Below are 26,071 nucleotides of genomic sequence, written 5' to 3' on the forward strand. Positions count from 1 at the left end.
TGTCACTTCCGGCTGGCGTTCTCCAGCTTCGAGCATGCCCATGTCGTGCCCGGCGGCGAAAGCTTCGCCGCTCTGGCCGAGGGCTTGCAGAAAGCCCCGTGGGCGCTCGGTGGCGTGCTGCGAGGGCATCGCAGCGATAGCCTTTGAATGTCGTTCCGGAATCCGGCAGCCGACGCGCGGGAGGGTCTGACACAGCGCTACGCCGCGCCGCATCAGACATTGTCAGAAGTCAGACAAAGGAACGCTTTCTAAGCCGGACAACAGCTGCCCGTCAGCTTGCCATCAGCTTGTCGGGGTAACCTCGCAGCAGGGCCTAAGCAGCCCGAATTGATGCGTAGAGACTAGCGCAGCACAGAAGGTAAATCGTCATGTATGATCGAATCAGTGGCTCATCCACATGCACTAGACAAGCTGACGAACCGAGTCAGTCGGTGGATAGCAGCAGCTTTACGGAAACACTTGCAGGTCTCGCGCCTCAGTGGAGCTCACAACCGGGGGCGTTGCCTGACAAGATGGGGGCCTGCTGCAGCAAGCCACATACCTCGGATGCAAACGTTCAAACTTCTAGCGCCTCCGATCCCAGTACATCCTCTCCAGAGAGTCCGGCCACCTCCTTGTTTGAATACAGAACCGCCGACTTGCGTGATGCGAATGTGGACGGCATCTGCGTTGGGCTGACTGCGGAGTGGTTCCGCAATCTCAACAACAGCCCATCAACCCGAATGAGTGCGCTCACACCCGGATCGCAAACGCACGCCTCAGCGGCTGAACGGCAGCAGCAATATCAAAATCTCAAGGATCAGTTGCGCAGCAGGGGAGCAGGATCTTCTCAGGCCGACCTTCAGGCACAAAATACCATTCTGGAGAACGCAGGCTTGGAACCGGCTGGAGAAGAGAAGAGATTCGCATTCGGCAAGTCTTCGAACGTCAAGCGCATGGTGAACGAAATCAACAAAGATGGATCGAACCATTTGCTCAGCTTGTATTTCGCCGAAGGCGGCGCACACACGATCGCGACGTCGGCCTCGAATGGAAGGACCACGGTTTTCGACCCTAACTATGGAGAATTTACTGTTCGGTCAGATCCGGACCAGATGGCTTCATTGTTACAAAGCCTCGCCAATCGTTACAGGAATCCCAACGGGCAGCATTTATCGACAATCACGACGCAAAGGATGCAGTGAGTTGGGCCTTCTTGCCGGTGGTGATTGGCGCCTTCTGTGAAGGCTCGGATACGTCGGCCGGCGGTCGAGGTATCGGGGGCCAAATCTGCGGCGGATAGCCGGCTGCGTGCCGGCTGGCGAGTGTGCCGGCATTGATAGCGGGGGCGCCGGCCCCCGCTATCCATGACGGCCGGCACAAATTGCAATTCTGTTTCGGAATGACCGCCTGTGGTTTCTCTGTTTCGCTCAACTGACGTCGCCAAGAAAAAATTGTTGCGGCGACAATCCATGCCGTCCACTATCAAACCACGCGCTTGATCCAGACCGACTGTGCGCAGGGTATGACTTTCCACGACATCAGCTTTCGTTCGAAGCACGTAAACCGGACGCATCGACAATGGTTCTGCCAGGATGTGACCTCACAAGCAGCCGCGGATCGGGCAGGCTCCGCGTTTGCGATGCGATCTGGATCGTCGAGCGGAAGCACTCAGCATCGCGCTCCCTGGGCTTTAAGCTAAAGATGCGGCAGTTTCCATGATCGGGTCGCCGGTCTGCAGATGTAGTTATGGATCGCTTGCCCGATTTTCGCATCCGCCAGGTCCCGGAGGACGCAAAGGACGATCGTTATGGTCGTAAGGCGCTGCTCGGTTAACCGATCGAGGATCTCGCGCGCCGAGCGCGGTGTCCCGGGTCGTTCGACCGGGTTGACCGCGACGAGAAGCGTGTCGCGCGAATTGCACTCGCGCACGAGCGGCGTGATCGTCGGGTTCCCGGAGTAGCCACCATCCCAATAGGGCTCGCCATCGATCTCTATCGCTCAGAATAGAGTCGGCAAGCAGGCGGAAGCAAGCAGAACGTCGGGTGTAAGCTCGGCATTGCGAAACACACGCCCGCGGCCGGTATGAACGTTGGTCGCCGTCACGAACAAGCGGATCGGCGAACCCGCGAGCCGTCGAAAATCGACCGACTCGGCGAGGACCTGGTGCGAAGTGCTGCCCCTACTCCGCGCGTGATGCACGACCGAAACTTAGCACAGACCCGAAACTCTCTTGCCGCCCAATCATGCACGGCGCTTCACAAGCCCGAGATGTTTTTAACGCTCAGTACAATTAAGTAAGCGACATTGCCACATGTGTCTCGAACAAGCATTCGCCGCAAACCTGTCTACCGCGCCGCTCTTCTAAGTTCGACCCGTGCGACAACAAAGCCGTCGCTTGTTTGCGAAGCGCAGTTGTTCGGATACGTTCATGCGAGGGGCATAGCTCACCAATTTCTACCGATATTGTTGAAATTTGCGCATAAGCTAGACGACATTCGCTGACTGCTGCTTGGCGCGCGCTACACTGCGCCGGCCGTTAACGCCGATGGGCACCTCACCAGCTATGGCCGCGCGACGGACAAGGCGAGGCTGGTCTCCGTAATCCTTGGCCGCATAATGCATGGTGGCTCGGTTGTCCCACATGACCACGTCATCTTGCTTCCAATTCCAGCGCAGTGTGTTTTCGGGCGCGATGATGTGAGACTCGAATAAATCGAATAGCCTCTGGCCGTCATATCTCGGGACGTCAACGAGGCGTTTCGCATACATGCCCAGTACCAGCGCGCGCTCGCCGGTCTCGGGGTGAACACGTACAAGCGGATGCTCGGTCTCCAGCTTTGCTTTAAGGACTTTGTCATAATGCTTCTTGTCAGCTTCGGTTGGCCGAGAAAATATAGCGGGATCGAACGCGTTGCTGTGAACAACCCACAGGTCGTCGGCAAGCCGTCGCAGCGGCGGCGGCAAATCGAGGTATGCGGTCGCGGTGTTTGCCCATACCGTGTCGCCGCCGGTAGGTGGAATTACAACGCCTCGGAGCACTAAAATCTTGGGATAGGCCTCCATGTAGGCCATATCGATGTGCCAACAGTCAGCTCGGAGACCGTGCACCGTATCAATCTCAATCATCGAAATCGTTCCCTTGAGAGTACTCACCGTCGGAGTCGGCGGGAGAGCTTTCCCAAAGCGACAAGCGAAGCGTTCCTGTTCTACGTCGTCCAGATGACCCTGCTCGCGGAAAAAGATGACCTTGTATTCGAGCAGCAGACCGTTGATCGCAGCGATGGTCTGCTCCGGCAAATCGCCCGACAGCTTGATGTTCAGTATTTCGGCGCCAATACGTCCCGAGCGTTTGACGACATCGGCAGGTGAAATGACGCTATCGATCAAAGGCCTTCTCATTCATGGCAGCATTCTCCAAGTAGCTAGACGGCTTGTTGGTACTGTTGTTGTTTCTACTACATAGCGTTTCATGTCTCTATTTCCATTGCAGCTATCTTTCTCGGTGGTTGATCGCACCTATAGAAGCGCGATGTGATCTGAGGCCGGCAAACTGGACCACTTGGGCTAGCGTTTTCGCTCCACCGAATCCCATCGGCTTGGAGGTGCGAAGGACGATGAAGGCCTCGAGGTTTTCGGACGCCCAGAAGGTGTTCGTCCTGAAGCAGGGCAGTGACGGGATTGCGGTGGCGAAGATCTGCCGTAAGGCCGGGATCAGCCAGGCGACCTATTTCAACTGGAAGAAGTAGCACGACAGGCTGCTGCCGACCGAGCTGCGACCGCTGAAGCAGCTCGAGGAGTAGTACGGCAAGCTGAAGAAGCTGGTGGCGGAACCGTCGTTCGACAAGGAGATGCTGCAGAACGTGATCCGCCGGAAGCTATGAAGCCTGACCGGAACCTCAAGCTGGTCGACGAGGTCTGTGGCGAGTGGCAGGTGTCGATCCGCAGAGCTTGTGACGCTCTCGAGTTGGACCGCTCGACCTATCACTACAAGTCCCGCCGCTCCGGCCAGGCCGCCCGCGGATTGCTTGCGAGGACGTCCTCGGCCGATTTACGGCCGATATTTCCGTCGCGCCGGTCCGATTGAACGGGACGACGTTTTCCAGTGGCGGCATGCAACGCTCTGCGATCGCTTTTGCTTCTTCCGGCGTCCACCATAAACTTTCGTATCGTCAGGTGCTCCCCTTGAGGTGCCCAATTTTTACCAAGGTTCGATTGAGCCGCTGGTCACGATCCTCTTAGCTGCATATGCGGCTGGCTACAGCGACAACTCATCGTCTTCGCCGGCTTCGTCGACTGATAGCTGATCAGGAGGTCGCGTATTCTATTTTTCCTCGGAATGGCAGCCTTTGCCGAAATGTGGATAGAGATACTGATGGAACCACTCGAGCTTGCGTGGTGCGAGATCGAATACCAACGGGCTCTCAAATTCCTCGAAAAGATGGAGAACAAGGCGGATGACGTCCGGTCCCAGACCGCGGAAATTCAGTCATTCTGATCAGCCATGCGGGAGGACCTGTGGGCCAAACACTCTATGAGAGCGCACGGCTACCTCCGAGTAAGGTCGGAGCAAAGGGCTACACACAGGAGCCAGTGCTAGTCGCCTGCGTTGCCTTGCACTATATCAGGCGCACGGCTTTTCGACCGGATCAAGGAACGCGTGAACGGGTTAGTCTAGGGCAATGATTGCTTAGGGGGTGACTGCTGATCTTGGAGAGGCTCTTCCACCTCATTTGGCCGCGAATACGCCACCCCGATCACGTTCTTAGAAATAAGTAACTCGAGTGAAAACGTGCGATTTGCCTTGGACACGTGTCCTGATCGCGCAAAGACGTCGATTTCCACGTCCTGGAACTCAAGAAGCTGCCGATCCATTGGAAAGCACGCCTTATACACCGCCTCTTTCAAAACGAAGAGATCGCGCCGCTTGAGCGTGTGTAGATCGTACATTCGCCGCTCATTGGGAGTGGCAATCAGTTCGATCAGGTTCTCCGGCAGAGGTTCATTAGGCTCGATGTCGACGCCGAGAGCTGAAATCCTTTTCGTTCCTGCAATAGCGGCGGCTGCGACTGTATCGTGGTGCGCCAAAGATCCGACCACGCCGGCTGGCCAGAGCGGAACACCAAAGCGCGTCTTCGGAATCGCCATTGGCGGGAATCCCAATTGTCCAAGAAGTGTTCGGGCAGCTACTCTTGCGGCACCGCTTTCGCGACGGACTTTGGCAACGGCGCGTCCCAAGGACATAACCTCGGAAGCGTACAGGGTGGATTCGTCGCAGGGTTCTATCGGACGGATACCGACCATGATGTTCTGTTGATCAATTGTGACAATCTCCATTACTTGGTCCCGCTAGCTTGTCGAACATTTGAGGGGCGACCAGAGCGGGCGGCGGCCGCCCACATACGGACCGCTTCTGATCTGCGCCTGAATTTGATCCGTGGGCAGTTAGAGTCTCGGTGGTTTTGCAGCGAGACCGAAGTCTGGACGACCGAGCCGCTTGCCAACCTGTGGGGTATTTTGGGCCTTGAGACAGACCTTCGAAACCCAAACTTTTCGAGAGAAAATCCTTGTCTATTTAGGAGTTCCGCTTAGCGCCCTTGAGATGGCCCGAGCCAGAACTTGCCGGTTTTCTGGATTGCTCACCATTGTCGTGTGGTTACCTGGCATCGGCACCGCATGAATGGCCGCTGCATCCAAAACCAAGTCCCAACCCTTCTTTGGCAAGTTTGCCTTGCGATGCAGTTCTTCGTCAGGTGGTACCCCAGGGCTGATAAGAGGCTCACTGGCATAAAACTGATGTATCTCAATCGGGAGCGACGGCACTCGGTACGAGTGTAGCGCCCGGTGAAATGCCGCGGCCCTTTGATACATCGAAACATCGCTGTGGAGATCGTGGTCTGGAGGTAACGCTCCTATTTGCTGCGCCTTTTCGAGCAACTCAGAAATAGAACATTGCTCCGTGCATCCTTCGAAAGCCTCGCCGTATTCATCGCGCGAGATTCTGCAACGCTCCAAAACAAATTCTCGAGCCAAATTAATATGTGATGCGTTTGAAGAATTTTCAGGTGAACCAACATCGATGAACGCCATGAATGATACAACTTCGTCGGTGCTCAGAAATTGCTCGGCAATTGCATAGGCGAGGATTGCACCTGACGAGTATCCAGCAAAGCGGTATGGGCCTCGTGGCTGGATTTCTGTAATCGTACGGATCACGTCTGCGGCCATCGCCTCAAGAGTTGGTGAGCAAACGTCATTGAAGGGCGGCCATGGCAGAGCGTAGACGGGGCAATCTACATCCATTTCCGCCACCAAACCGAAGACATAGGAATAATCCCCAAAACCTGAGGGGACAAAGAAGAGCGGTGGCTGCGATCCGGTTGATCGAACGGAAATTACCCCTCGGCTACTGGGCTGTGGCTCCACATGAATCTTTGATGCAAACTCCTTCAGAACAGGGGTTTGGAAAAGATCGGCAGCGCCAAAGCTCAGCCCAAGTTCTAATGCTCGGCTGAGCATCTGCACGGCCAGGAGCGAGTGGCCGCCCAGTTCGAAGAAGTGGTCGTGGCGGCCGATGCGCTCGACACCGAGGAGCTCGGCCCAGATCTGCGCCAGCGCGGTCTCGACCGCGCCCTGCGGCGCCTCATAGGCCGCCAGCGCATAGGCTTCATCCGCCGGCGCCGGCAGCGCGTTCCGATCGAGCTTGCCGTTCGGCGTCAGCGGCAACGCCGCGATCGGCACGAACGCCGCCGGCACCATGTAGTCCGGCAGCCGGCTACTCAAGTGCGCGCGCAAGGCGCCCGCAAGCCCGCCTACATCACCCTCGTCCGCAGCCTGCGGCGCGCAGACCACATAGGCGATCAGATGCTTGTCGCCGACGCGGCTCTGGCGCGCCACCACCACCGCCTCGCGCACAAAGGCGTGCTCGCAAAGCTTTGCTACGATCTCGCCAGGCTCGATGCGGTAGCCGCGGATCTTCACCTGGTCGTCGTTGCGGCCCAAAAACTCAATATTGCCGTCCGGCAGATAACGCCCGAGGTCACCGGTCCGGTACAGCCGATCGCCCTCGACAAAGGGACTGGCGATGAACCGCTCGGCTGTCAGTTCAGGGCGGTTCAAATACCCGCGCGCCACCCCTGCCCCGCCGATGTAAAGCTCGCCCACTGCGCCGAACGGCACGGGCGCGCCATGACCGTCCAGCAGGTACACAAGCGTGTTGGCAATCGGGCGGCCGATCGGGACCACTGCCCCATCAAAATCAGCCGGGCAATTCCAGACCGTCGCGCAAACTGTTGTCTCGGTCGGGCCATAAGCGTTGACAATTGATGCCGGGGCAAGACTTCGGATGAGTTCAGCCTTCGGCAGCTCGCCAGCAAGAATGAGAACTTGCGAAGCCAAACATCCCAGATTCTTGCTTGCCGGAAGCAAGGCGGGGGGTAACGTCGCATGGCTGATAGCTTCGCTTCGGAGATAATCCGATAGCTTGTTACTCGCTTGACGGATCTCGTCCGCAGGCAAGTGCAATGCGGCTCCAGAGCCAAACGCCATAACAAGCTCCCAAGCGCTTGCATCAAATCCAATGGAGGCGAACTGCACGACCCGGCTCTTGGAAGAAGCGCGAAAAAGGCCGAGCTGAGCCAACAGTAGATTGACCAATCCCCGATGCGGGATCATGACCCCCTTTGGGGTCCCCGTGGAGCCTGAGGTGTAGATCACATAGGCAAGATGACTGGATGTGAGGCCAAGCGTGCGCGGGTCGGGGTCCGAATCCGGCCGATCGGCCCAGGCCGGTGTGGCCGTCGCCAGATCGACCACCGTCACGGCATTCAGCACGTCCGGGCCGAGTGCTGCGCGGCCGGCGGCATCGCACAGCAGCAGCCGCGGCGCGGCATCGTCGACAACCTGCCGCAGCCGTTCGCTCGGATAGGCCGGGTCCAGCGGCAGATAGGCACCGCCCGCCTTGAGGATCGCCAAAAGCCCGACCACCATCGCCAGACTGCGCTCCAGGCAGATCGCCAACGGCTGGTCCGGCTTGACCCCGAGGGCGATCAGGTGATGCGCCAGGCGGTTGGCCCGTGCGTTGAGTTCACCATAGCTCAGCCTCTCATCTTCGCAGACCAGCGCCACCGCCTCCGGCGCCTTTTGCACCTGCGCCTCGAACAGCTCATGGATGCACCGCTCTGCAGGGTAAGGCGCCGCAGTCCGGTTCAACTCCTCCAGCAGATAGCTGCGCTCCTCGGCCGGCAGGATGTCGAGCTCGCGCACCGGCATGTTAGGGGCATGCTCCAGCGCCTCCGCCAGTTGCTCGAGCGCCCGCTGCATGTAGCCGCAGACCCGATCCGCAGAGACAGGCTCCGCCACCTGCGCCGTCAGGCCGAGCGCTTCGCCATAATCCTCGACCGACAAGTTTATGGGATAGTTGGTGCGCTCCTCGCCGCCGAGCCATTCCACACCCGACAGCACATCATCCGTTCCGAAGCCGGGCGTGGCCGCCGGCCTGTTGTGACGGTAGTTCAACAGCGCGCTGAACAGCGGCGCCGGCGCCGCAACGCCGCTGCAGCGTTGCGCCAGCGCCAGCGAAGCATGCTCGTGCGCCAGCAGCTCGGAAAGTTGCGCGTGAGTGCTGCGCACGCTGGCCGTAACCCCGGTCTCATCCAGGGCAAGCCGCACAGGCAGCGTGTTGATGAACAGGCCCATTGTACGATCGGCGCCCGCACCCGCATGCATCCGGCCGAACAGCACCGTGCCGAACACCACCTGCTCTCGGCCGCTGCTGCGCGCCACCACCTGCCCCCAGGCCAAATGGCACAGGCTGGCCAAGCTCACCCCGAGCCGCTGCGCCTGTTCGCGCAGCCGCTCGTTGAGCGCCTGCGGCAGCATCCGATGCGCCTCACTGAGCCCGCTGCCGTCGCCGTGGACCTCGCTTAGCCCGAACGGCATGGTCGGCTCGTCGACGTCGGCCAGCATCTTTCGGAAGAATTCTTCGTGCACTTCCGCACTCACGCCTAGCCGCGTTTGCACGACCAGATTGCGGAACGGCTGCGGCTTTGACAACTCATGTGCCCGCCCCTCCAGCACGGCGCGCACCTCGGCATGCATTACCTCCAGCGTCGTGTGATCGCCGATCAAATGGTGCTGCAGCTGCAGCAACAGCCAGCGCCTGCTGCCCGGCTCGCGCGCGATCACAAACCGCAACAAAGGCGCCTGGCCAATTTCGATGCGCTGCCGGCGCGGATCGAACCGGCGCCGGAGCTCTTCGGCACCGGCGCGTTCGCAGCCATCCAGCTCGATCTCGCTCACGTGTAGCGGCGCGCGGCGCCAGACAACCTGGACCGGGCTCGACAGCCCCTCCCAAACAAACGCGGTGCGCAGGATGTCGTGCCGATCCACCACCTGCTGAACCGCACCAAGATAACGTTCCAACAGGCCACGCTCGGCAAACGCCACCTGCGACACCATCAGGTAGGGATCACCCCGACTGGCTAGCAGATGATGGAACAGGATGCCGTCCTGCAGCGGCGACAGGCCATAAATGTCTTGGATGTTGCTGACGCCGCCGGGCACTGTGGCGACGATTCGATCGATCTCGCCCTGCGTCAGCTCAATCAGTGGCAGCATCGGCGGCGTAATAGCGGTGCTCTGCTCGGTGATCAGGTTGACTGGGGCTGCCACCTCGTGATGACTGCCAAGGCTGGCGGCAAGATCGGCCAGCACCGGCCTGGCGAACAAGGTGCGTACCTCGACCCCAAGCGACAGCCGCCGCAGCCGCTCCAAGACCTGCACGGCCAAGAGCGAGTGTCCGCCCAGTTCGAAGAAGTGGTCGTGGCGCCCGATGCGCTCGACACCGAGGAGCTCGGCCCAGATCTGCGCCAATGCGGTCTCGACCGCGCCTTGCGGCGGCTCATAGGCCGCCAGCGCATAGGCCTCGTCGGCCGGCGCCGGCAGCGCGTTCCGATCGAGCTTGCCGTTCGGCGTCAGCGGCAGCGCTGCGATCGGCACGAACGCCGCCGGCACCATGTAGTCCGGCAGCCGGCTACTCAAGTGCGCGCGCAAGGCGCCTGCAAGCCCGCCCGCATCGCCCTCGTCCGCAGTCTCCGGCGCACAGACCACATAGGCGATCAGATGCTTGTCGCCCGCGCGGCTCTGGCGCGCCACCACCACCGCCTCGCGCACAAAGGCGTGCTCGCAAAGCTTTGCTACGATCTCGCCAGGCTCGATGCGGTAGCCGCGGATCTTCACCTGGTCGTCGTTGCGGCCTAAAAACTCAATATTGCCGTCCGGTAGATAACGCCCGAGGTCACCGGTCCGGTACAGCCGATCGCCCTCGACAAAGGGACTGGCGATGAACCGCTCGGCCGTCAGCTCAGGGCGGTTCAAATACCCGCGCGCCACCCCCGCCCCGCCAATGTAAAGCTCGCCCACCGCGCCAAACGGCACGGGCGCGCCATGGCCATCCAGCAGGTACACAAGCGTGTTGGCGATTGGACGCCCGATCGGGACCACGGACCCATCAAAATCCGCCGGACAAGTCCAGGCCGTCACGTCGATAGCAGCTTCCGTGGGACCGTATAGATTGTGCAGATCGGTCCAAGGCAAGACGCGACGAGCCTTCTGCGCAAGGGAAGTAGACAGCGCCTCACCACTACAGATGAGACGCTTCAGCGATGTGCAGCGATCAACACCCTTTGCGTCCATGAAGCTGATCAGCATAGATGGTACAAAATGCGCTGTGGTGATGCGTTGGCTGACTATCAAGTTTACAAGCGCATCAGGGTCTTTGTGCGCACCAGGAAGCGCCAGCACCAGGCTCGCCCCTTCAAGCAACGTCCAGAAGAACTCCCAGACCGAGACATCGAAGCCGAATGGGGTCTTCTGCAAGACAACGTCGGTCGCATTGAGTGCGTAGGCTTTTTGCATCCAGATCAGGCGATTGATAATAGCCCGATGCTCATTCTGCGCTCCTTTGGGCGTTCCGGTTGAGCCTGAGGTGTAGATCACATAGGCAAGATGACTGGATGTGAGGCCAAGCGCGCGCGGGTCAGGGTCCGAATCCGGCCGGTCGGCCCAGGCCGGTGTGGCCGTCGCCAGATCGACCACCGTCACGGCATTCAGCACGTCCGGGCCGAGTGCTGCGCGGCCGGCGGCATCGCACAGCAGCAGCCGCGGCGCGGCATCGTCGACAACCTGCCGCAGCCGTTCGCTCGGATAGGCCGGGTCCAGCGGCAGATAGGCACCGCCCGCCTTGAGGATCGCCAAAAGCCCGACCACCATCGCCAGACTGCGCTCCAGGCAGATCGCCAACGGCTGGTCCGGCTTGACCCCGAGGGCGATCAGGTGATGCGCCAGGCGGTTGGCCCGCGCGTTGAGCTCACCATAGCTCAGCCGCTCATCTTCGCAGACCAGCGCCACCGCCTCCGGCGCTTTTTGCACCTGCGCCTCGAACAGCTCATGGATGCACCGCTCTGCAGGGTACGTCGCTGCCGTCCGGTTCAACTCCTGCAGCAGATACGTGCGCTCAGCAGTCGACAGCAGCTCAATCCGGCGGACCTCTTGCTGCGCATCGGTAGCCATTGCGCGCAGCAGCGCCAGCAGATAACCACGCTGCCGTTCGATGGTTGCCTGATCGAACAGCGCCGTAGCATAACCCAGTGTTCCGGCGATCTCCCCGCCATGCTCGCCAAGGCTCAGCTCCAGATCGAACTTGATCTGATCGATCTCCTCGGAAGCAGCTTCGATCCTCAGCCCCGGTAGGTCCAGTGATCCAACCGCATCGTTCTCCCACGCCAGCATCACCTGCAACAACGGCGTGTGATCAAGCGCCCGGGGCGGCTGCACGATCTCCACCACCTGCTCGAACGGCAGGTCCTGATGCTCCTGCGCAGCCAGCACCGTGCGCCGCGTCCGCTCCAGAAGCTCCGACACGCTCGGCTCGCCCGACAGGTCCACCCGTAGCGCCAGGGTGTTGACGAAGAACCCGATCAACCCTTCGATCTCGCGACGGCCTCGATTGGCGCTCGGCACGCCGATCACAAGATCGTCCTGCCCCGACAGACGCGACAGCACCGCCGCCCAGGCCGCCAGCACCGTCATGAACAACGTCGTGCCATGCTGCCGGCTCAGCCGCTTCAGCGCCCGCGTCAGATCCGCATCGATGACGATCGGGACCGTGGCCGCGGCAAACGACTGCTGGGCCGGCCGCGCACGGTCGGTCGGCAAGACAAGACGGGTCGTGCCTGCCAGGGCGCTGCGCCAATACTGCGCTTGCTTCTGCAGCCGCTCCCCCGACAGCCATTGGCGTTGCCAGGCGGCGTAATCCGGATATTGGATCGCCAACGCCGGCAAGGGATCGTCCTGCCCGGCCTCGAATGCCCGGTAAAGCTGGCTGAGTTCACGCAGCAGCACGCCCATCGACCAGCCGTCCGAGACGATGTGATGCTGGGTCAGCAGGAAGACGTGTTCATCATCCGACATCCGCACCAGATGCCCGCGGATCAGCGGCCCCTGCGCAAGATCGAACGGCGTGCGCCCCTCTTCTTGGCACAGATCCAAAAGCACCGCTTCCGCATCAGCTCTGTGCCGAAGATCGTGGTCGACTATCGGCAATCCCGCATTCGGCGGCAGAACCTCGACCCGGGGCTTGCCTTGCGTCGCGACAAAGACACTGCGCAGCGCCTCATGACGTGCAAACAGACGGTCAAGGCTGCGCTGCCAGGCGCTGCGATCGAGCACCCCGCGCAGTCGCAGGGCCAGCGGAATGTGATAGTTGGTGCTGCCTTCGTTCAGCTGCGCCAAAAACCAGAGCCGCTGCTGCGCAAACGACAGCGTAAGCGGCTCATCCCGCGACACGGCCGCAATCGACGGCAGCTGTTGCGGACCGGAGCGGCTCAACAGCTCGAGGATGCTTGCCGCCAGGTCAGTCAGCACCGGCCTTGCGAACAGCGTCGACAGCGGCAGTTCGACCCCGACAGCCTGTGACAGCCGGCTCGACACCTGCACGGCCAGGAGCGAGTGGCCGCCCAGTTCGAAGAAGTGGTCGTGGCGGCCGATGCGCTCGACACCGAGGAGCTCGGCCCAGATCCGCGCCAGCGCGGTCTCGACCGCGCCCTGCGGCGCCTCATAGGCCGCCAGCGCATAGGCTTCATCCGCCGGCGCCGGCAGCGCGTTCCGATCGAGCTTGCCGTTCGGCGTCAGCGGCAGCGCCGCGATCGGCACGAACGCCGCCGGCGCCATGTAGTCCGGCAGCCGGCTACTCAAGTGCGCGCGCAAGGCGCCCGCGAGCCCGCCTGCATCACCCTCGTCCGCAGCCTGCGGCGCGCAGACCACATAGGCGATCAGATGCTTGTCGCCGACGCGGCTCTGGCGCGCCACCACCACCGCTTCGCGCACAAGGGCGTGCTCGCAAAGCTTTGCTACGATCTCGCCCGGCTCGATGCGGTAGCCGCGGATCTTCACCTGGTCGTCGTTGCGGCCCAAGAATTCAATATTGCCGTCCGGCAGATAACGCCCGAGATCGCCGGTCCGGTACAGCCGATCGCCCTCGACAAAGGGACTGGCGATGAACCGCTCGGCCGTCAGCTCAGGGCGGTTCAAATACCCGCGCGCCACCCCTGCCCCGCCGATGTAAAGCTCGCCCACCGCGCCGAACGGCACGGGCGCGCCATGACCGTCCAGCAGGTACACCCGCGTGTTGGCAATCGGGCGGCCGATCGGGACAACTGCCCCATCAAAATCGGCCGGGCAAGTCCAGACCGTCGCAAACGTCGTCGTCTCAGTGGGCCCGTAGCAGTGAATGAGACGTACGGGGCCTTTTTCTTTCAGCAATCTCAGAAATGAGGCGGGATCACCGCGCTCACCTCCGCAGAGGAGGTACTTCAGCTGCGCCAACGTCGGAGCAATCGATGACGTATATTGGTTGAACAATGCTGTTGTCAGAAACAGTGTTGTCACGCGGTGCCGTTCTAGCGCCCGGGCAAAACCGGGAGCATCCCTGACGGTGGCGGCATCCATTGCAACAATGCAACCACCGTTAAGCAGCGGTGCCCATACTTCGAATGTGCTTGCGTCGAAGGCGGGATTGCCAGCCCAAGTCACCCGATCTCCTGCATCGACCTTCACATACCCACTGTTGATCACGAGCCGGTTGACGGCACGATGAGGAACAACAACTCCTTTGGGAAGGCCAGTCGAGCCGGAGGTGTACATGACGTAAGCGGCAGTTTCAGCGCCCAACGCCAGCCCAGGACCGGAACTACATCTCGTTCCAGCTATCAGCGGCTCAATAGAAAGAACTGGTATCGTCGCCTCAACCAGGTCATCCCCGCAAAGCACCAAGCGTGCAGCACAATCGGCCATCAACAATTCTTGTCGCGCCATCGGAAGGGCGCGATCGATCGGGACATACACTCCGCCCGCCTTCAGGATCGCCAGCTGCGCCACCACAAGAGCGGCGGAGCGGTCCAGCACGGTGGCAATGCGGTCCCCAGGCTTGACCCCAAGTTCGATCAGATGATCCGCCAGGCGGTTGGCCCGTGCGTTGAGCTCACCATAGCTCAGCCGCTCATCTTCGCAGACCAGCGCCATTGCCTCCGGCGCCTTTTGCACCTGTGCCTCGAACAGCTCATGGATGCACCGCTCTGCAGGGTAAGGCGCCGCCGTCCGGTTCAACTCCTCCAGCAGATAGCTGCGCTCCTCGGCCGGCAGGATGTCGATGCGGCCGACCACCTGGCCTGCATCGGCAGCCATCGCCCGCAGCAGCGCCAGCAAATAATCACGCTGCCGCTCGATCGTTGTACGATCAAACAGCGCCGTGACATAACCCAGTGTTCCGACGATCTCCCTGCCATGCTCACCAAGGCTCAGTTCCAGATCGAACTCGATCTGGTCGATCTCCTCGGAGGCAGCTTCGATCCTCAGCCCCGGTAGGTCCAGTGATCCAACCGCATCGTTCTCCCACGCCAGCATCACCTGCAACAACGGCGTGTGATCAAGCGCCCGGGGCGGCTGCACGATCTCCACCACCTGCTCGAACGGCAGGTCCTGATGCTCCTGCGCAGCCAGCACCGTGCGCCGCGTCCGTTCCAGAAGCTCCGACACGCTCGGCTCACCCGACAGGTCCAGCCGAAGCGCCAGGGTGTTGACGAAGAATCCGATCAACCCTTCGATCTCGCGACGGCCTCGATTGGCGCTCGGCACGCCGATCACAAGATCGTCCTGCCCCGACAGACGCGACAGCACCGCCGCCCAGGCCGCCAGCACCGTCATGAACAACGTCGTGCCATGCTGCCGGCTCAGCCGCTTCAGCGCCCGCGTCAGATCCGCATCGATGACGATCGGGACCGTGGCCGCGGCAAACGACTGCTGGGCCGGCCGCGCACGGTCGGTCGGCAAGACAAGACGGGTCGTGCCTGCCAGGGCGCTGCGCCAATACTGCGCTTGCTTCTGCAGCCGCTCCCCCGACAGCCATTGGCGTTGCCAGGCGGCGTAATCCGGATATTGGATCGCCAACGCCGGCAAGGGATCGTCCTGCCCGGCCTCGAATGCCCGGTAAAGCTGGCTGAGTTCACGCAGCAGCACGCCCATCGACCAGCCGTCCGAGACGATGTGATGCTGGGTCAGCAGGAAGACGTGTTCATCATCCGACATCCGCACCAGATGCCCGCGGATCAGCGGCCCCTGCGCAAGATCGAACGGCGTGCGCCCCTCTTCTTGGCACAGATCCAAAAGCACCGCTTCCGCATCAGCTCTGTGCCGAAGATCGTGGTCGACTATCGGCAATCCCGCATTCGGCGGCAGAACCTCGACCCGGGGCTTGCCTTGCGTCGCGACAAAGACACTGCGCAGCGCCTCATGACGTGCAAACAGACGGTCAAGGCTGCGCTGCCAGGCGCTGCGATCGAGCACCCCGCGCAGTCGCAGGGCCAGCGGAATGTGATAGTTGGTGCTGCCTTCGTTCAGCTGCGCCAAAAACCAGAGCCGCTGCTGCGCAAACGACAGCGTAAGCGGCTCATCCCGCGACACGGCCGCAATCGACGGCAGCTGTTGCGGACCGGAGCGGCTCAACAGCTCGAGGATGCTTGCCGCCAGGTCAGTCAGCACCGGCCTTGCGAACAGCGTCGACAGCGGCAGTTCGACCCCGACAGCCTGTGACAGCCGGCTCGACACCTGCACGGCCAGGAGCGAGTGGCCGCCCAGTTCGAAGAAGTGGTCGTGGCGGCCGATGCGCTCGACACCGAGGAGCTCGGCCCAGATCCGCGCCAGCGCGGTCTCGACCGCGCCCTGCGGCGCCTCATAGGCCGCCAGCGCATAGGCTTCATCCGCCGGCGCCGGCAGCGCGTTCCGATCGAGCTTGCCGTTCGGCGTCAGCGGCAGCGCCGCGATCGGCACGAACGCCGCCGGCGCCATGTAGTCCGGCAGCCGGCTACTCAAGTGCGCGCGCAAGGCGCCCGCGAGCCCGCCTGCATCACCCTCGTCCGCAGCCTGCGGCGCGCAGACCACATAGGCGATCAGATGCTTGTCGCCGACGCGGCTCTGGCGCGCCACCACCACCGCTTCGCGCACAAGGGCGTGCTCGCAAAGCTTTGCTACGATCTCGCCCGGCTCGATGCGGTAGCCGCGGATCTTCACCTGGTCGTCGTTGCGGCCCAAGAATTCAATATTGCCGTCCGGCAGATAACGCCCGAGATCGCCGGTCCGGTACAGCCGATCGCCCTCGACAAAGGGACTGGCGATGAACCGCTCGGCCGTCAGCTCAGGGCGGTTCAAATACCCGCGCGCAACACCCGCCCCGCCAATGTAAAGCTCGCCCACCGCGCCGAACGGCACGGGCGCGCCATGACCGTCCAGCAGGTACACCCGCGTGTTGGCGATCGGGCGGCCGATGTGAGGCATTTCGGGCCAACATGACGGATCAGCTGCAAGGTGGTGCTCGGAAATGACGCTGATTTCTGTGGACCCATATTGATTGATCAATCTAGCGTTCGGGTGTGCTTCGAAGAACGCCCTCAGCGGTGGAGTGGCCTGCAATCGTTCGCCGGCTGTATAAAGCTCTCTTAAAGAGGGCAGCTGCACGCGCTGCGTGCTCCAGACTTCGGCAAGATGATTCAATGCCACGAATGGGAGGAAAAGCCGCTCGATCGCCTCCCGCTCGATAAACTCCAGCAGGTCGGAGAAGCGTCTCCTGGTTTCTTCCCGCAGGAGCACAAGTACTCCGCCGTCCTTCCAACAAATGAACAATTCCTGGCAGGACACATCGAAGTTCAGGGTCGCGAACTGGAGTGTACGCAGTTTTGACGTGCCAATCCCGGCAAGCGAATTCACGAGCGAGCCGTGGGACATTTCGACGCCCTTGGGGCTTCCCGTGGATCCTGAGGTGTAGATCACATAGGCGAGATGGCGCGATGTGAGACCAAGCGTGCGCAGGTCCGGGTCCGAAGGAGAGCGTTCGCACCAGGCCCAGCTGCCAGTATCCAGATCGACCACGCTGACATCGGCGAGCGCCTCGCCGCCCAATGCGGTTCGACCGGCGGTATCGCAAAGCAGCAGCTGCGGCTTTGCATCGCCGACAATCTGCCGCAGCCGCGCTGGTGGATAGGCTGGATCCAGCGGCATATAAGCGCCGCCCGCCTTCAGGATCGCCAAGACACCAACCACCATCGCCAGGCTGCGTTCCAGGCAGATCGCCACGGGCTGGTCCGGCTTGACCCCGAGCTCGATCAGATGATGCGCCAGCCGGTTGGCCCGCGCATTGAGTTCGCCATAGCTCAAGCTCTCCTTCTCATGGACCACCGCGAGCGCCTCCGGCGCCTTCTGCACCTGCGCCTCGAACAGCTGATGGACGCACAGCTCCGGCGGATAAGGCGCTGCCGTCCGATTCAAATCCTCCAGTAGATATTTGCGTTCGTCAGTCGACAGAATGTCGATGCGGCCGACCGGCTGGCCCGCATCGGCCCTCACGCCATGTAACAAAGTTTGCAAAGGCTGCGTCATGCAGTCGATCTTCGCCTTGCTCAATATGTCGAGCCTGCCGGGTCGTTGAGCTTGTGGCGCTCGGTTCCGTTAAGGGGCGGGTTGAAGATGCTGACGAGGATCAGATCCTTGTCCTTCCCGCCGCGCAGAAGATGCTTGTCATGCTTGTCAAGTACATACATGTCGCCCTTACGAATGGAGAAAACATTGCCGTCCATGTCCTCGACCTCGCCCTCTCCGGCGATGCAGTAGCAGGCTTCGAGATGGTTCCGGTATTGCAGAAGCGAAACGGTGTTAGCGCGGACCACAGTGTGGCAGACGCTAAAACCCATGCCGTCCTTCTCCGTCAGAAGGCGGTGGCTCGTACCATTGCCCCAATCGACGAAGTGGTCGGTCGCTTCAACATCGTGCAGGCTACGCGCAAACATAGCGTTCGATTGCCGGATACACGTCAAATTCATTGTTGCGGCAGCTGGAGGTGATGTTGCCGGGCAGACAAAGCGGTTCCGGTCGCAGATTTGGCAAGTTGTTTCCTTCCTTCGCTGTTCCTCGCGGCGCGAATACAGCACCGCAGGCTCTCAGCTAACTCAGCAAACGTCATGCCATGGTCGCACGCAGATAAGAGATGAATTTGTGTCGGTCTCAGCTGGCTAGCGAGCGAAAATCAGCAGCGCAGTGAAGCCAATCTGACAAACTGCTAAGGTCAAGCGAACAATTGTGCTTGATGCGCTGCGCGCTGCCCGAGATGGCCAGGTACAGCGCGTTGAGACCACTGCAAAGGCCAGGTGGCCTCACCGAGGACGAGATCAGACGTCGATCAGCGATGCGATCGTCGCTGCGCGCTTAGGGAGGCGACATGAGCCGACCGCTGCCCTCTGCAAAATCAGCTGCCGCCCTGGCATGCAGCCTCGCCGAATCGAACACCGGCAATTGTGTATGTTCGGGACCGATGAGAAGACCGATCTCCGTGCAGCCAAGGATGAGCGCGTCGGCGCCCCGGGCGCGACCTCGCGCAATGATGTCGATAACTTCCTGGCGCGAGTGATCGGAAACCGTGCCGCAGCACAGCTCCTCGAAAATGACATCGTGGATCAGCCTCCGCTCGTCCTCCGCCGGTATGACCGGCGACAGGCCGAACCGCTGCCGCAGGCGATCACAATAGAACGGCTGCTCCATCGTATAGCGTGTCCCGAGCAAGAGTGGCCGCTTGACGAAAGCGGCGAGCAGAGCCGCAGCGGTCACATCGACGATGTGGATGAGCGGCACACTCAGCTCGGCAGCAACGATGTCGGCAATCGCATGCATCGTATTGGTGCAGATCAGGATGCAGCTGGCGCCTGCATCGACCAACTGCCGCGCGATTCTCGCCAGATAAGCAGCGGCTCGTCTCCATTCTCCCGCCTTCTGAAGGGCGACGATATCGCCGAAGTCAACAGAGCGAAGCAAGATGTCTGCCGACGCGAGACCGCCGCGGCGCTGACGGACGATTTCATTGATTTCCTTGTAATAGATGACCGTGCTTTCCCAGCTCATCCCTCCGATCAGCCCGATGGTTCGCTGCACTTTACGATCTCCACTTGATGCGAAGGCGACACCGGCGTACCGCGCTTTCGCGGGATAAATCTCGAAGTTGTTTGGCGCAATCTCTCTGGAAAATGCAAATCGATGGCAAAACTCTTCTCACCCGAGCTGCGAAGCCGGCTGAAAGGGCATGCCGTCGTCGGAACGATTCTGGACAAGTTGCAGTTCGACGCAACGCCCCCGTGACGACGCTTGCCGGATTGAGCGATCTTTCGGTGTCCGCCTGTTGGCGGTGCATCAAACACCGTGGAGGACAACGGTCTGATCGGCGCGTCGCCCTGGTCGACTGACGCAAAGCCAACGTAGTGATGAGTGTGTTCATAGGTGTGCGCCGTCGCGCAACTCGATGGCTGGCTGGATGATTTCCGTCGTGCCGTTGCGCAAATTCCGAAAATCCTCGAAGCCTCTCGCTTAATCGGCGGAACCGACAGTCTGCTCCGCCTCGTGGTGCCGGCTCTAGAGGTCTATGATGCAGTTTACAAGAAGCTGATCGCCAGTCTCGACTTTGCTGACGTCAGCTCGTTCACCAGCATGAAGAGCTGAGCTAGGTCCACAGGGCCGTCGACCTATGCTTAGGGTGCGGCTCCTCGTGGCTCGGACGAAAGCCGCCTGGATGCGTATGTATATTCCAGAGCCAAATTTCGCGCATGTTCGATGAGATTGGCTGCGGCGCTGTGCCCCCCATCGGGGTCCTCAAAGTAAAAATAAGGTTGGCCAAGCGCAGCAAGCTTCGCGGCGGCCTTGCGGCCATGCGCAGGATGGACGCGGTCGTCTTTGGTGGAGGTAAAAATGAAAGGCTCCGGGTAGTGCTTGCCCGGTACCAGCTTTTGATAGGGCGAGTAGCCCTCGATCCACTCTCGTTGTTCGGGAATGGCCGGGTCGCCATACTCGGCAGTCCAGGACGCGCCGGCGCCCAAGTGGGTGAATCGAAGCATGTCGAACAGCGGCACCTCTATGATCGCCGCGTTGAAAAGGTCTGGGCGCTGGGTCATTGCGGCCCCGACCAGCAGGCCCCCTTGACTGCCACCGATCACGCCGAGCCGGCGCGGACTTGTGACTTTCCGGCGAATCAGATCCTCGGCGACCGCGATGAAATGATCCCATGTCTTTTGCTTCATTGCCCCCTGGCCAGCCTGGTGCCATGGTGGACCGAACTCGCCGCCTCCGCGCAGGTTGGCAACAACATACGCATTCCCCTGTTCGAGCCATAGCCGACCCACAGTTCCTGCATAGGAAGGGAGAAGCGGAACCTGAAACCCACCATAACCATAAAGCAGCGTCGGGGTTGACCCGTCGAATCTTGCGCTCCTTGGTCGCACCAGGAAGTACGGAATTTGCGTACCATCGCGGGAAGTTGCCTTGCACTGCTCGACGACATGCTTCGATGCGTCGAACGCGGTAGGTGCTGTCTTCAAGAGCTCGAGCCGTTTGCTTTTGGCATCAAAGTACCAAAGTGACGTTGGCGCGAGATAGTCAGAGACGCTAAACATCATCTCGTCCGCTTGCTGGGAAACGGCTGATAGGCTGACGCTCACATTCTCCGGCAGCGGGATCGACTTGGCATGCCATCTGCCCTGATCGTACCTGTATATGAATGCCTTGCTTTGAACATTGTCCAAAATCGTCAGCACCAGGACATTCCTGTTGCTGCCAAATCCGCGGAGTGCCTGCCGGCAATTGGGCCGGAAAACGACAGATGGTTTGGCCCGCAGCGGATCCTGCTTCCATTCGACGAAGTCATACGAGATCATTGAGCCGGCCTTGAAGCTGCTCTCGCCGCTGCGCATCCAGTCTTCGTCCAGTTTCACAAGCAGGCGGCCACTCACGATGCCGACGATCGCCGACTTCTTCGGCAGATCGAGCTCGATCGGCCCCGTAGGCCCAAACAGCACATGCTTGCGCTCGAAGCCGTTGATCCGACGGGCGACGCCGGTCACATGGATCCGCCCTTCACCAAGCACCAATGGCACAATTTCGAAGTCGGTGCGCTCGCCACGAAAGACTTCGCGCGCCTGATCGAGCGGCTGAGCGCGCTTGAGTTCCTTCAAAACGAAAGCGTAGCCGGCCTCGGTCGTGGTCCCCTCGCCCCAATCACGTGCAACAAGGACTGTGTCACGATCGAGCCAGCTGACGCTCTGCTTGCCCTCTGGCAGCTCGAATCCACCTGTAACAAAGCTTTTGGCGTGGCGATCGAACTCGCGTATGGATACGGCGTCCTTGCCACCATCGGAAAGTTCGACGAGGCAGCGGCGTCCAAAGCAGCTGTGCCCCTTGTAGACCCAGTCCCTGTTCTCGGCGGCAGCGAGCGCATCGATGTCCAGGATGGTCTCCCATCGCGGATCCTCGCTGCGATAGCTCTCAAGGGTGGTACGCCGCCAGATGCCACGCACATGGCTCTCGTCCCGCCAGAAGTTATCGAGACCTCGTCCTTCCAGCGAAACGTACGGAATCCGGTGCTTTTCCTGGAGGATGGTTAGGGCGTCCCGATAAAAGCGATCATAGCGAGGATCCGACTGCAGCGAGCCGAGCGTCTTTTCGTTCTCGGCCTGCGCCCAGGCCAATGCGCGCGGCCCCTCGGACTCCTCGAGCCAGAGAAACGGATCGTCTGCCGGCGTCGCACCAGACTGCCCGTGGAGCAGCGCGACTGTCAGACATATGATCGAGAGCAACCCGGCGCGCAGAACGGATTTTTTCATTGTCTTATCCTCGAACGGGCACGCACAGGGCGAGCCCGCAGGTTCTTGCGACTCGGCGACAATCGCGAAATTCGTGTTGCGAGCGTGCACGCGCTATGTCGCGCCGCCCGCACCTCGACTGTGCAAGCAGCGTGCCGTCTGGAAAAACAGCGAATTTCTGACGCGTCGTACCGCATCGCCAGGTCAGCTTCCCAACATTGGGTCTGAAGCTGACAATCAGGTGTCCGCCGGGCAACGGTTCGGCATCAGACAACCTCTCCTGCCCTTTGGGCCGCTGGTTCGGCCACGGAAACCACATCGGCGGTGCGATGTCGCGGCGGGGCTGCTTCTCGCTTGCGTTCGGACGAAGGGCGCGAGCTCTTGGCCGCCTGCGTGTTGGCGGCGTGACTTGCGAGCGGGCATCGTGCGATGAGGAAGAGCGCCCTGAACAGAAAACAAACTACACGAATCCGCTCGCAGATTCAATTACTTAAAAAACTGCGCCGATCAACAAACACGCGATTGTTGTACGCTTTGTTATCCGTTTGTTGGACGCCGCAATTGCCGCTGATGCCTCGCACGAAGAGACTCTAGCCAACAGCTTCCACGAAGCGCGTCACGACATCACTTGCAACGCGCTGACGCAGCGCCCGTTGCTCGCGCGGTTCCTCGTCGTCGCCTTCGACTTCAAACTGAGCCACGGCGACGGGACCGTCCTTGCGATAGCCTTCCGTTTTGTCGACCGTCACGAAATGCTTGCGCAGGATCGCCAAGACTTCCTTGATCACGTCCGCATGCTTGCCGGTCATCGCCTGCTTGAACTTCTCGGCCGCTTGTTCAACGCCGCCCTCGACGTTTTCCAGACAATAGACGATGTCATGAGCGTCCTTGCGCTCGTGCCGATCATCCAGTGCGTAAGCTTTGAGGCAGGTGAAGCTCACGATATCCGCATGGCGGACTTCTTCGGTGGCCACGCCTTTGCCGCCAAGCAAATCCGCGGCGATCTCCTTGACCTCGTAATAATCGAACACGAGCGAGGCGTGCGGAACGTTCAACGCGGAGATATTCCCGCCTTCCGCGGGCAGCGGCGCGACTTTCTCGCCGCCACGTTTGGGATCGTCGGCAAGGAATTCCAGAATGATTGAGCCGCCGGATTCGGTCTTGGCTTGCCAGCGCCAGGACAGCGGCTGCCCCTTGTCGTTCGTGGCGCGGGTGAATCCCATCTTCTTGAGATTTTCCTCAAGGGTCCGGTAGGCCTCCGTGTCGGCGAGCACCTGCTGCTCGACAACGACGTCGACATCGCCCGTGCCGGCATGCTGTTTGACGGCCGGCGGCTTCGTGACGAGGTAGCGCGGCGTGAGCCCTCCGACGAGGTAACCGGATTTCTTCCACGGTCCGAGATTGCGCATCAGCGTGACGAGCAGCCGCTCGCAGTTTTCCGTGACTTGCTTTTCATATCCGCCAGCGGTTTCGGGCTTGGCCACTAGAAACCTATTCTTTCATTGCGAAGGTGTTCAGCCGCTTCCTGCGCCCGCCCACCCGCGATCAGCAAATCAAGATAAACTTGGACCGGGCTAGCGAGCCACGCCGGGCCATGACGCTCCTTGAACAGGAAGGGCCCCTCCTCGGCGAGGTTCTCGATCATAATGAAATTTGCGCCCTCGGAAACCTCCTTGGCCCCGAGCTTGCCTAAAGCATTTGCCGCAACACGCGCGGATGCCGCGCGGCAGGATACGCGTGACAGGGAGGAAAGGAAGGGCGCGTAACGTTGGGCGGCGGATTCTTGAGTAAGCACATATTCGACGCCAGCATCCGCGAAAGCCGTGTCCATCCGGCCAATAAATGTGTCCTCGTTCGTCGCGTTGGGCACGTAATAGCGGCGCACTTTCGGCTTCGCGCCGGCGAGGATTTGCTTTTTCCATTCGTCCAGCAGCGCTCGCGGCGCAATAAGTTGGCGCTCCTTGGAGGGGCCTTGGCCGCGCGCAGCCAGCCATTCGAACCGTTCCAGCTTGATCAACGTTTCCGAGGCGGTGGCGGGCGACACGCGGGCCGTTTCCGAGAGCGCTTTCACGCTAAACCAATGCTGAGGGTCGTGGAGGAGGACGCGGAGGATTTGGGAGCGTTTGCCTTTAAAGACGGTGGTCACCGACCGCGCTAGATTTTTCGGCGCGGGTTTATCGATCAGGACATAGGCTCCGGGCGCGGGAATAAAGAGACTTCCGCCCATATCGAAATAGCCGATATTTTCCTGTCGCAGAAATTCCTTCGAGCCGGGGGATATGTATTCAGCGGCAAGAAGGGGGACGACGTGGGCGGCGCTGCCCAGGCGGCGGGCGTACTCCTGAAGTTGCCAAACCGCTTCGCGCGTATCCCGTGGGAAGACGGATTTTTTGACCTCGACGAGCATCGTGAGGTTTTGATTGGAGATGCTGAGATCGATTTCGGCGTCTATCGGCGCTCGCTTGTTGGAGAAAGTCCATTGGCTGCTCTGGAGATGAGCGTCGGCAGCCGGAAGCTCCTGAAGTGTCTTCAGAAGCTTGTCGACAACCGTCTTCTCCGTTTCCTGCCAATCGACCATGAAAGCCGCCCTTTTTGCTGCGCAGTAAATATATCAGAAAGGCTGAATATTTGCTAGTACGGCCTTATTTACTGCCCATCGAAGATGGGAAGGATAACAAAAATTGCGTATTTACTGGTTAGAACTCGTCCAAGGGGATGGAACCAGCCCTTGCGGTTTCGATCCGACTGCTTAGGCGCTTTCTTTGGAAAGCGGGTTTGCGCAGCAAACCCGCTGGATAGCCCCTTTGGCGGGGTGTGGCCGTCAAGGCCGGAAGGCTGGGAGTGGTGCGGGCCGCCGCAAAGCGCGCGGCCCTGCCTGCAACGAGGCCTACAAGCAACACCTTACGGCTAGCGATATGCAGCGCCGCAACGATCTCGACGGTCGCGGCACGCTAAGTGGAGAAGCATTGGCGAAATTCGCAATCTTCTTTCTGCAGACCTGCATCGATCAGGTCACCTTCATGCAAGGACTCTTGCAACCCGATCAGCTCCGCAACCGCATCCTGATCTGGGCCGAAGAAGAAACACGGGTCGACCGCCTGCTCCAAAAATCAGGAGCTATTTTGGAAGCGATCCTCTTCCGTGGTGAACTTCCGCGCGGCGATGTCGCTGCTTTACTGCAAACAAGCGAGCGCAGCGCCCGCAGGGTTACATCGGCCCTCCTTGAAGCGAAAATCTAACCTCCGAGAGTCCGCGAGCGCCGTTACATCTCGCCTTCCCAGCGCGGCTCGTGTCCCGCTGGATGCCGGGACTGTTTCTCGGTTAGGATTGCGCGGCAATGACAGCGACAGAAATCAATTACCCCGCGTGGGCCGGGTGAGCGCCCACTATGGCCGGTAAAACGGCTTCACTGGCACGATCTTTACCACCTCGCTTTGCGCGTGCGCTCATCCAGCGTCCCACTTCGAACAGCCTTGATTCCGATCATGCAGGCCGGAACATTAGCCAACGACTGCTCAAGCTGATTTCTCGATCGCTTCATCCGGCCGGCCGCCCTCCTACTCGTCGAAGCGTCTGCAGATGATCCATTTGTCGCCGGTTTGCGCCGGATCGAATTTGCAAGCAGCCGCCTGATCCAGGCCCAGATCCATTTTCTGAAAGGTGACGATCTCAAGCCCGCCCGCGACGCCGTTAGCGCGGCCGTAAACGGTCGGCATCGACAGGTGCGCAAATTGTGGGGCGGAGATGCTCGACGGCATTGGGATTAGCCACCGCGCAGACGACGAATGACGGGGGCCTTGACCCAGATCAAGGTAAGCACCATGCCAAACGACATGTTCGCTGAAACATCCCGCCTCGGATCGATTGCCGGA

Annotated in this window: 12 protein-coding genes and 3 pseudogenes; 5 read left to right on the plus strand and 10 right to left on the minus strand. The window is 60.7% G+C overall.

Annotation, left to right across the window (positions count from 1 at the left end):
* Positions 1 to 3: 3 nt before the first annotated feature.
* Positions 4 to 207, plus strand: a pseudogene (locus ACVMB0_RS37550) (IS21 family transposase); the annotation flags it as partial.
* A 224-nt stretch (positions 208 to 431) separates the two neighbouring features.
* On the plus strand, positions 432 to 1,184 hold the full coding sequence (locus ACVMB0_RS37555) for a YopT-type cysteine protease domain-containing protein (RefSeq protein ID WP_461349470.1): 753 nt from the start codon (positions 432 to 434) through the stop codon (positions 1,182 to 1,184).
* A gap of 568 nt (positions 1,185 to 1,752) precedes the next feature.
* Here ACVMB0_RS37555 and ACVMB0_RS37560 read toward each other — a convergent pair.
* Positions 1,753 to 2,145 (minus strand): annotated as a pseudogene (locus ACVMB0_RS37560) (patatin-like phospholipase family protein); the annotation flags it as partial.
* Between the two features lie 321 nt (positions 2,146 to 2,466).
* Positions 2,467 to 3,381: a TauD/TfdA dioxygenase family protein gene (locus tag ACVMB0_RS37565; RefSeq protein ID WP_461349471.1), complete on the minus strand. Its 915-nt coding sequence runs from the start codon at positions 3,379 to 3,381 to the stop codon at positions 2,467 to 2,469.
* Positions 3,382 to 3,596: 215 nt separating this feature from the next.
* On the opposite strand from ACVMB0_RS37565, the pseudogene ACVMB0_RS37570 reads away from it, so the two are divergent.
* Positions 3,597 to 3,994 (plus strand): annotated as a pseudogene (locus ACVMB0_RS37570) (transposase); the annotation flags it as partial.
* A 659-nt stretch (positions 3,995 to 4,653) separates the two neighbouring features.
* On the opposite strand, the gene ACVMB0_RS37575 reads toward ACVMB0_RS37570, so the two are convergent.
* The 4 genes from ACVMB0_RS37575 to ACVMB0_RS37590 form a co-directional block, all read right to left on the minus strand.
* Positions 4,654 to 5,316, minus strand: coding sequence for a 4'-phosphopantetheinyl transferase family protein (locus ACVMB0_RS37575; protein ID WP_461349472.1), 663 nt, complete (start codon positions 5,314 to 5,316; stop codon positions 4,654 to 4,656).
* A gap of 234 nt (positions 5,317 to 5,550) precedes the next feature.
* A complete protein-coding gene (locus ACVMB0_RS37580; protein ID WP_461349473.1) occupies positions 5,551 to 17,988 on the minus strand; it encodes an amino acid adenylation domain-containing protein in 12,438 nt (4,145 codons plus the stop codon).
* Positions 17,985 to 18,371, minus strand: coding sequence for an ectoine synthase (locus ACVMB0_RS37585; RefSeq protein WP_461349784.1), 387 nt, complete (start codon positions 18,369 to 18,371; stop codon positions 17,985 to 17,987). The genes ACVMB0_RS37580 and ACVMB0_RS37585 overlap by 4 nt, the downstream gene beginning before the upstream one ends.
* Before the next feature lie 415 nt (positions 18,372 to 18,786).
* A complete protein-coding gene (locus ACVMB0_RS37590) occupies positions 18,787 to 19,506 on the minus strand; it encodes an aspartate/glutamate racemase family protein (RefSeq protein WP_461349474.1) in 720 nt (239 codons plus the stop codon).
* A gap of 342 nt (positions 19,507 to 19,848) precedes the next feature.
* Here ACVMB0_RS37590 and ACVMB0_RS37595 point away from each other — a divergent pair, with 342 nt between their 5' ends.
* Positions 19,849 to 20,067: an Lrp/AsnC ligand binding domain-containing protein gene (locus tag ACVMB0_RS37595; RefSeq protein WP_461349475.1), complete on the plus strand. Its 219-nt coding sequence runs from the start codon at positions 19,849 to 19,851 to the stop codon at positions 20,065 to 20,067.
* Between the two features lie 29 nt (positions 20,068 to 20,096).
* Here the strand turns inward: ACVMB0_RS37595 and ACVMB0_RS37600 are convergent, their stop codons facing one another.
* From ACVMB0_RS37600 to ACVMB0_RS37610, 3 genes are all read right to left on the minus strand, one after another.
* On the minus strand, positions 20,097 to 22,220 hold the full coding sequence (locus tag ACVMB0_RS37600) for a prolyl oligopeptidase family serine peptidase (protein WP_461349476.1): 2,124 nt from the start codon (positions 22,218 to 22,220) through the stop codon (positions 20,097 to 20,099).
* Positions 22,221 to 22,789: 569 nt separating this feature from the next.
* The gene (locus tag ACVMB0_RS37605; protein WP_461349477.1) at positions 22,790 to 23,683 is read right to left on the minus strand and encodes an antitoxin; all 894 of its coding nucleotides are present in this window, start codon (positions 23,681 to 23,683) and stop codon (positions 22,790 to 22,792) included.
* Positions 23,683 to 24,777: a type IV toxin-antitoxin system AbiEi family antitoxin gene (locus ACVMB0_RS37610; protein WP_461349478.1), complete on the minus strand. Its 1,095-nt coding sequence runs from the start codon at positions 24,775 to 24,777 to the stop codon at positions 23,683 to 23,685. The genes ACVMB0_RS37605 and ACVMB0_RS37610 overlap by 1 nt, the downstream gene beginning before the upstream one ends.
* 337 nt (positions 24,778 to 25,114) lie before the next feature.
* Between ACVMB0_RS37610 and ACVMB0_RS37615 the strand changes: the two genes are divergently transcribed.
* On the plus strand, positions 25,115 to 25,438 hold the full coding sequence (locus tag ACVMB0_RS37615) for a hypothetical protein (RefSeq protein WP_461349479.1): 324 nt from the start codon (positions 25,115 to 25,117) through the stop codon (positions 25,436 to 25,438).
* Between the two features lie 318 nt (positions 25,439 to 25,756).
* On the opposite strand, the gene ACVMB0_RS37620 is transcribed toward ACVMB0_RS37615, so the two are convergent.
* On the minus strand, positions 25,757 to 25,957 hold the full coding sequence (locus ACVMB0_RS37620) for a hypothetical protein (protein WP_461349480.1): 201 nt from the start codon (positions 25,955 to 25,957) through the stop codon (positions 25,757 to 25,759).
* Positions 25,958 to 26,071 lie beyond the last annotated feature (114 nt).

It is taken from the genome of Bradyrhizobium sp. USDA 4451 (assembly GCF_054822585.1).

Coding starts and splice junctions, on each gene's coding strand:
- ACVMB0_RS37565 (WP_461349471.1), bottom strand. CDS start 3,381: ATGAGAAGGCCTTTGATCGATAGCGTCATTTCACCTGCCGATGTCGTC.
- ACVMB0_RS37575 (WP_461349472.1), bottom strand. CDS start 5,316: ATGGAGATTGTCACAATTGATCAACAGAACATCATGGTCGGTATCCGT.
- ACVMB0_RS37585 (WP_461349784.1), bottom strand. CDS start 18,371: ATGTTTGCGCGTAGCCTGCACGATGTTGAAGCGACCGACCACTTCGTC.
- ACVMB0_RS37600 (WP_461349476.1), bottom strand. CDS start 22,220: ATGAAAAAATCCGTTCTGCGCGCCGGGTTGCTCTCGATCATATGTCTG.
- ACVMB0_RS37610 (WP_461349478.1), bottom strand. CDS start 24,777: ATGGTCGATTGGCAGGAAACGGAGAAGACGGTTGTCGACAAGCTTCTG.
- ACVMB0_RS37615 (WP_461349479.1), top strand. CDS start 25,115: ATGCAGCGCCGCAACGATCTCGACGGTCGCGGCACGCTAAGTGGAGAA.
- ACVMB0_RS37620 (WP_461349480.1), bottom strand. CDS start 25,957: ATGCCGTCGAGCATCTCCGCCCCACAATTTGCGCACCTGTCGATGCCG.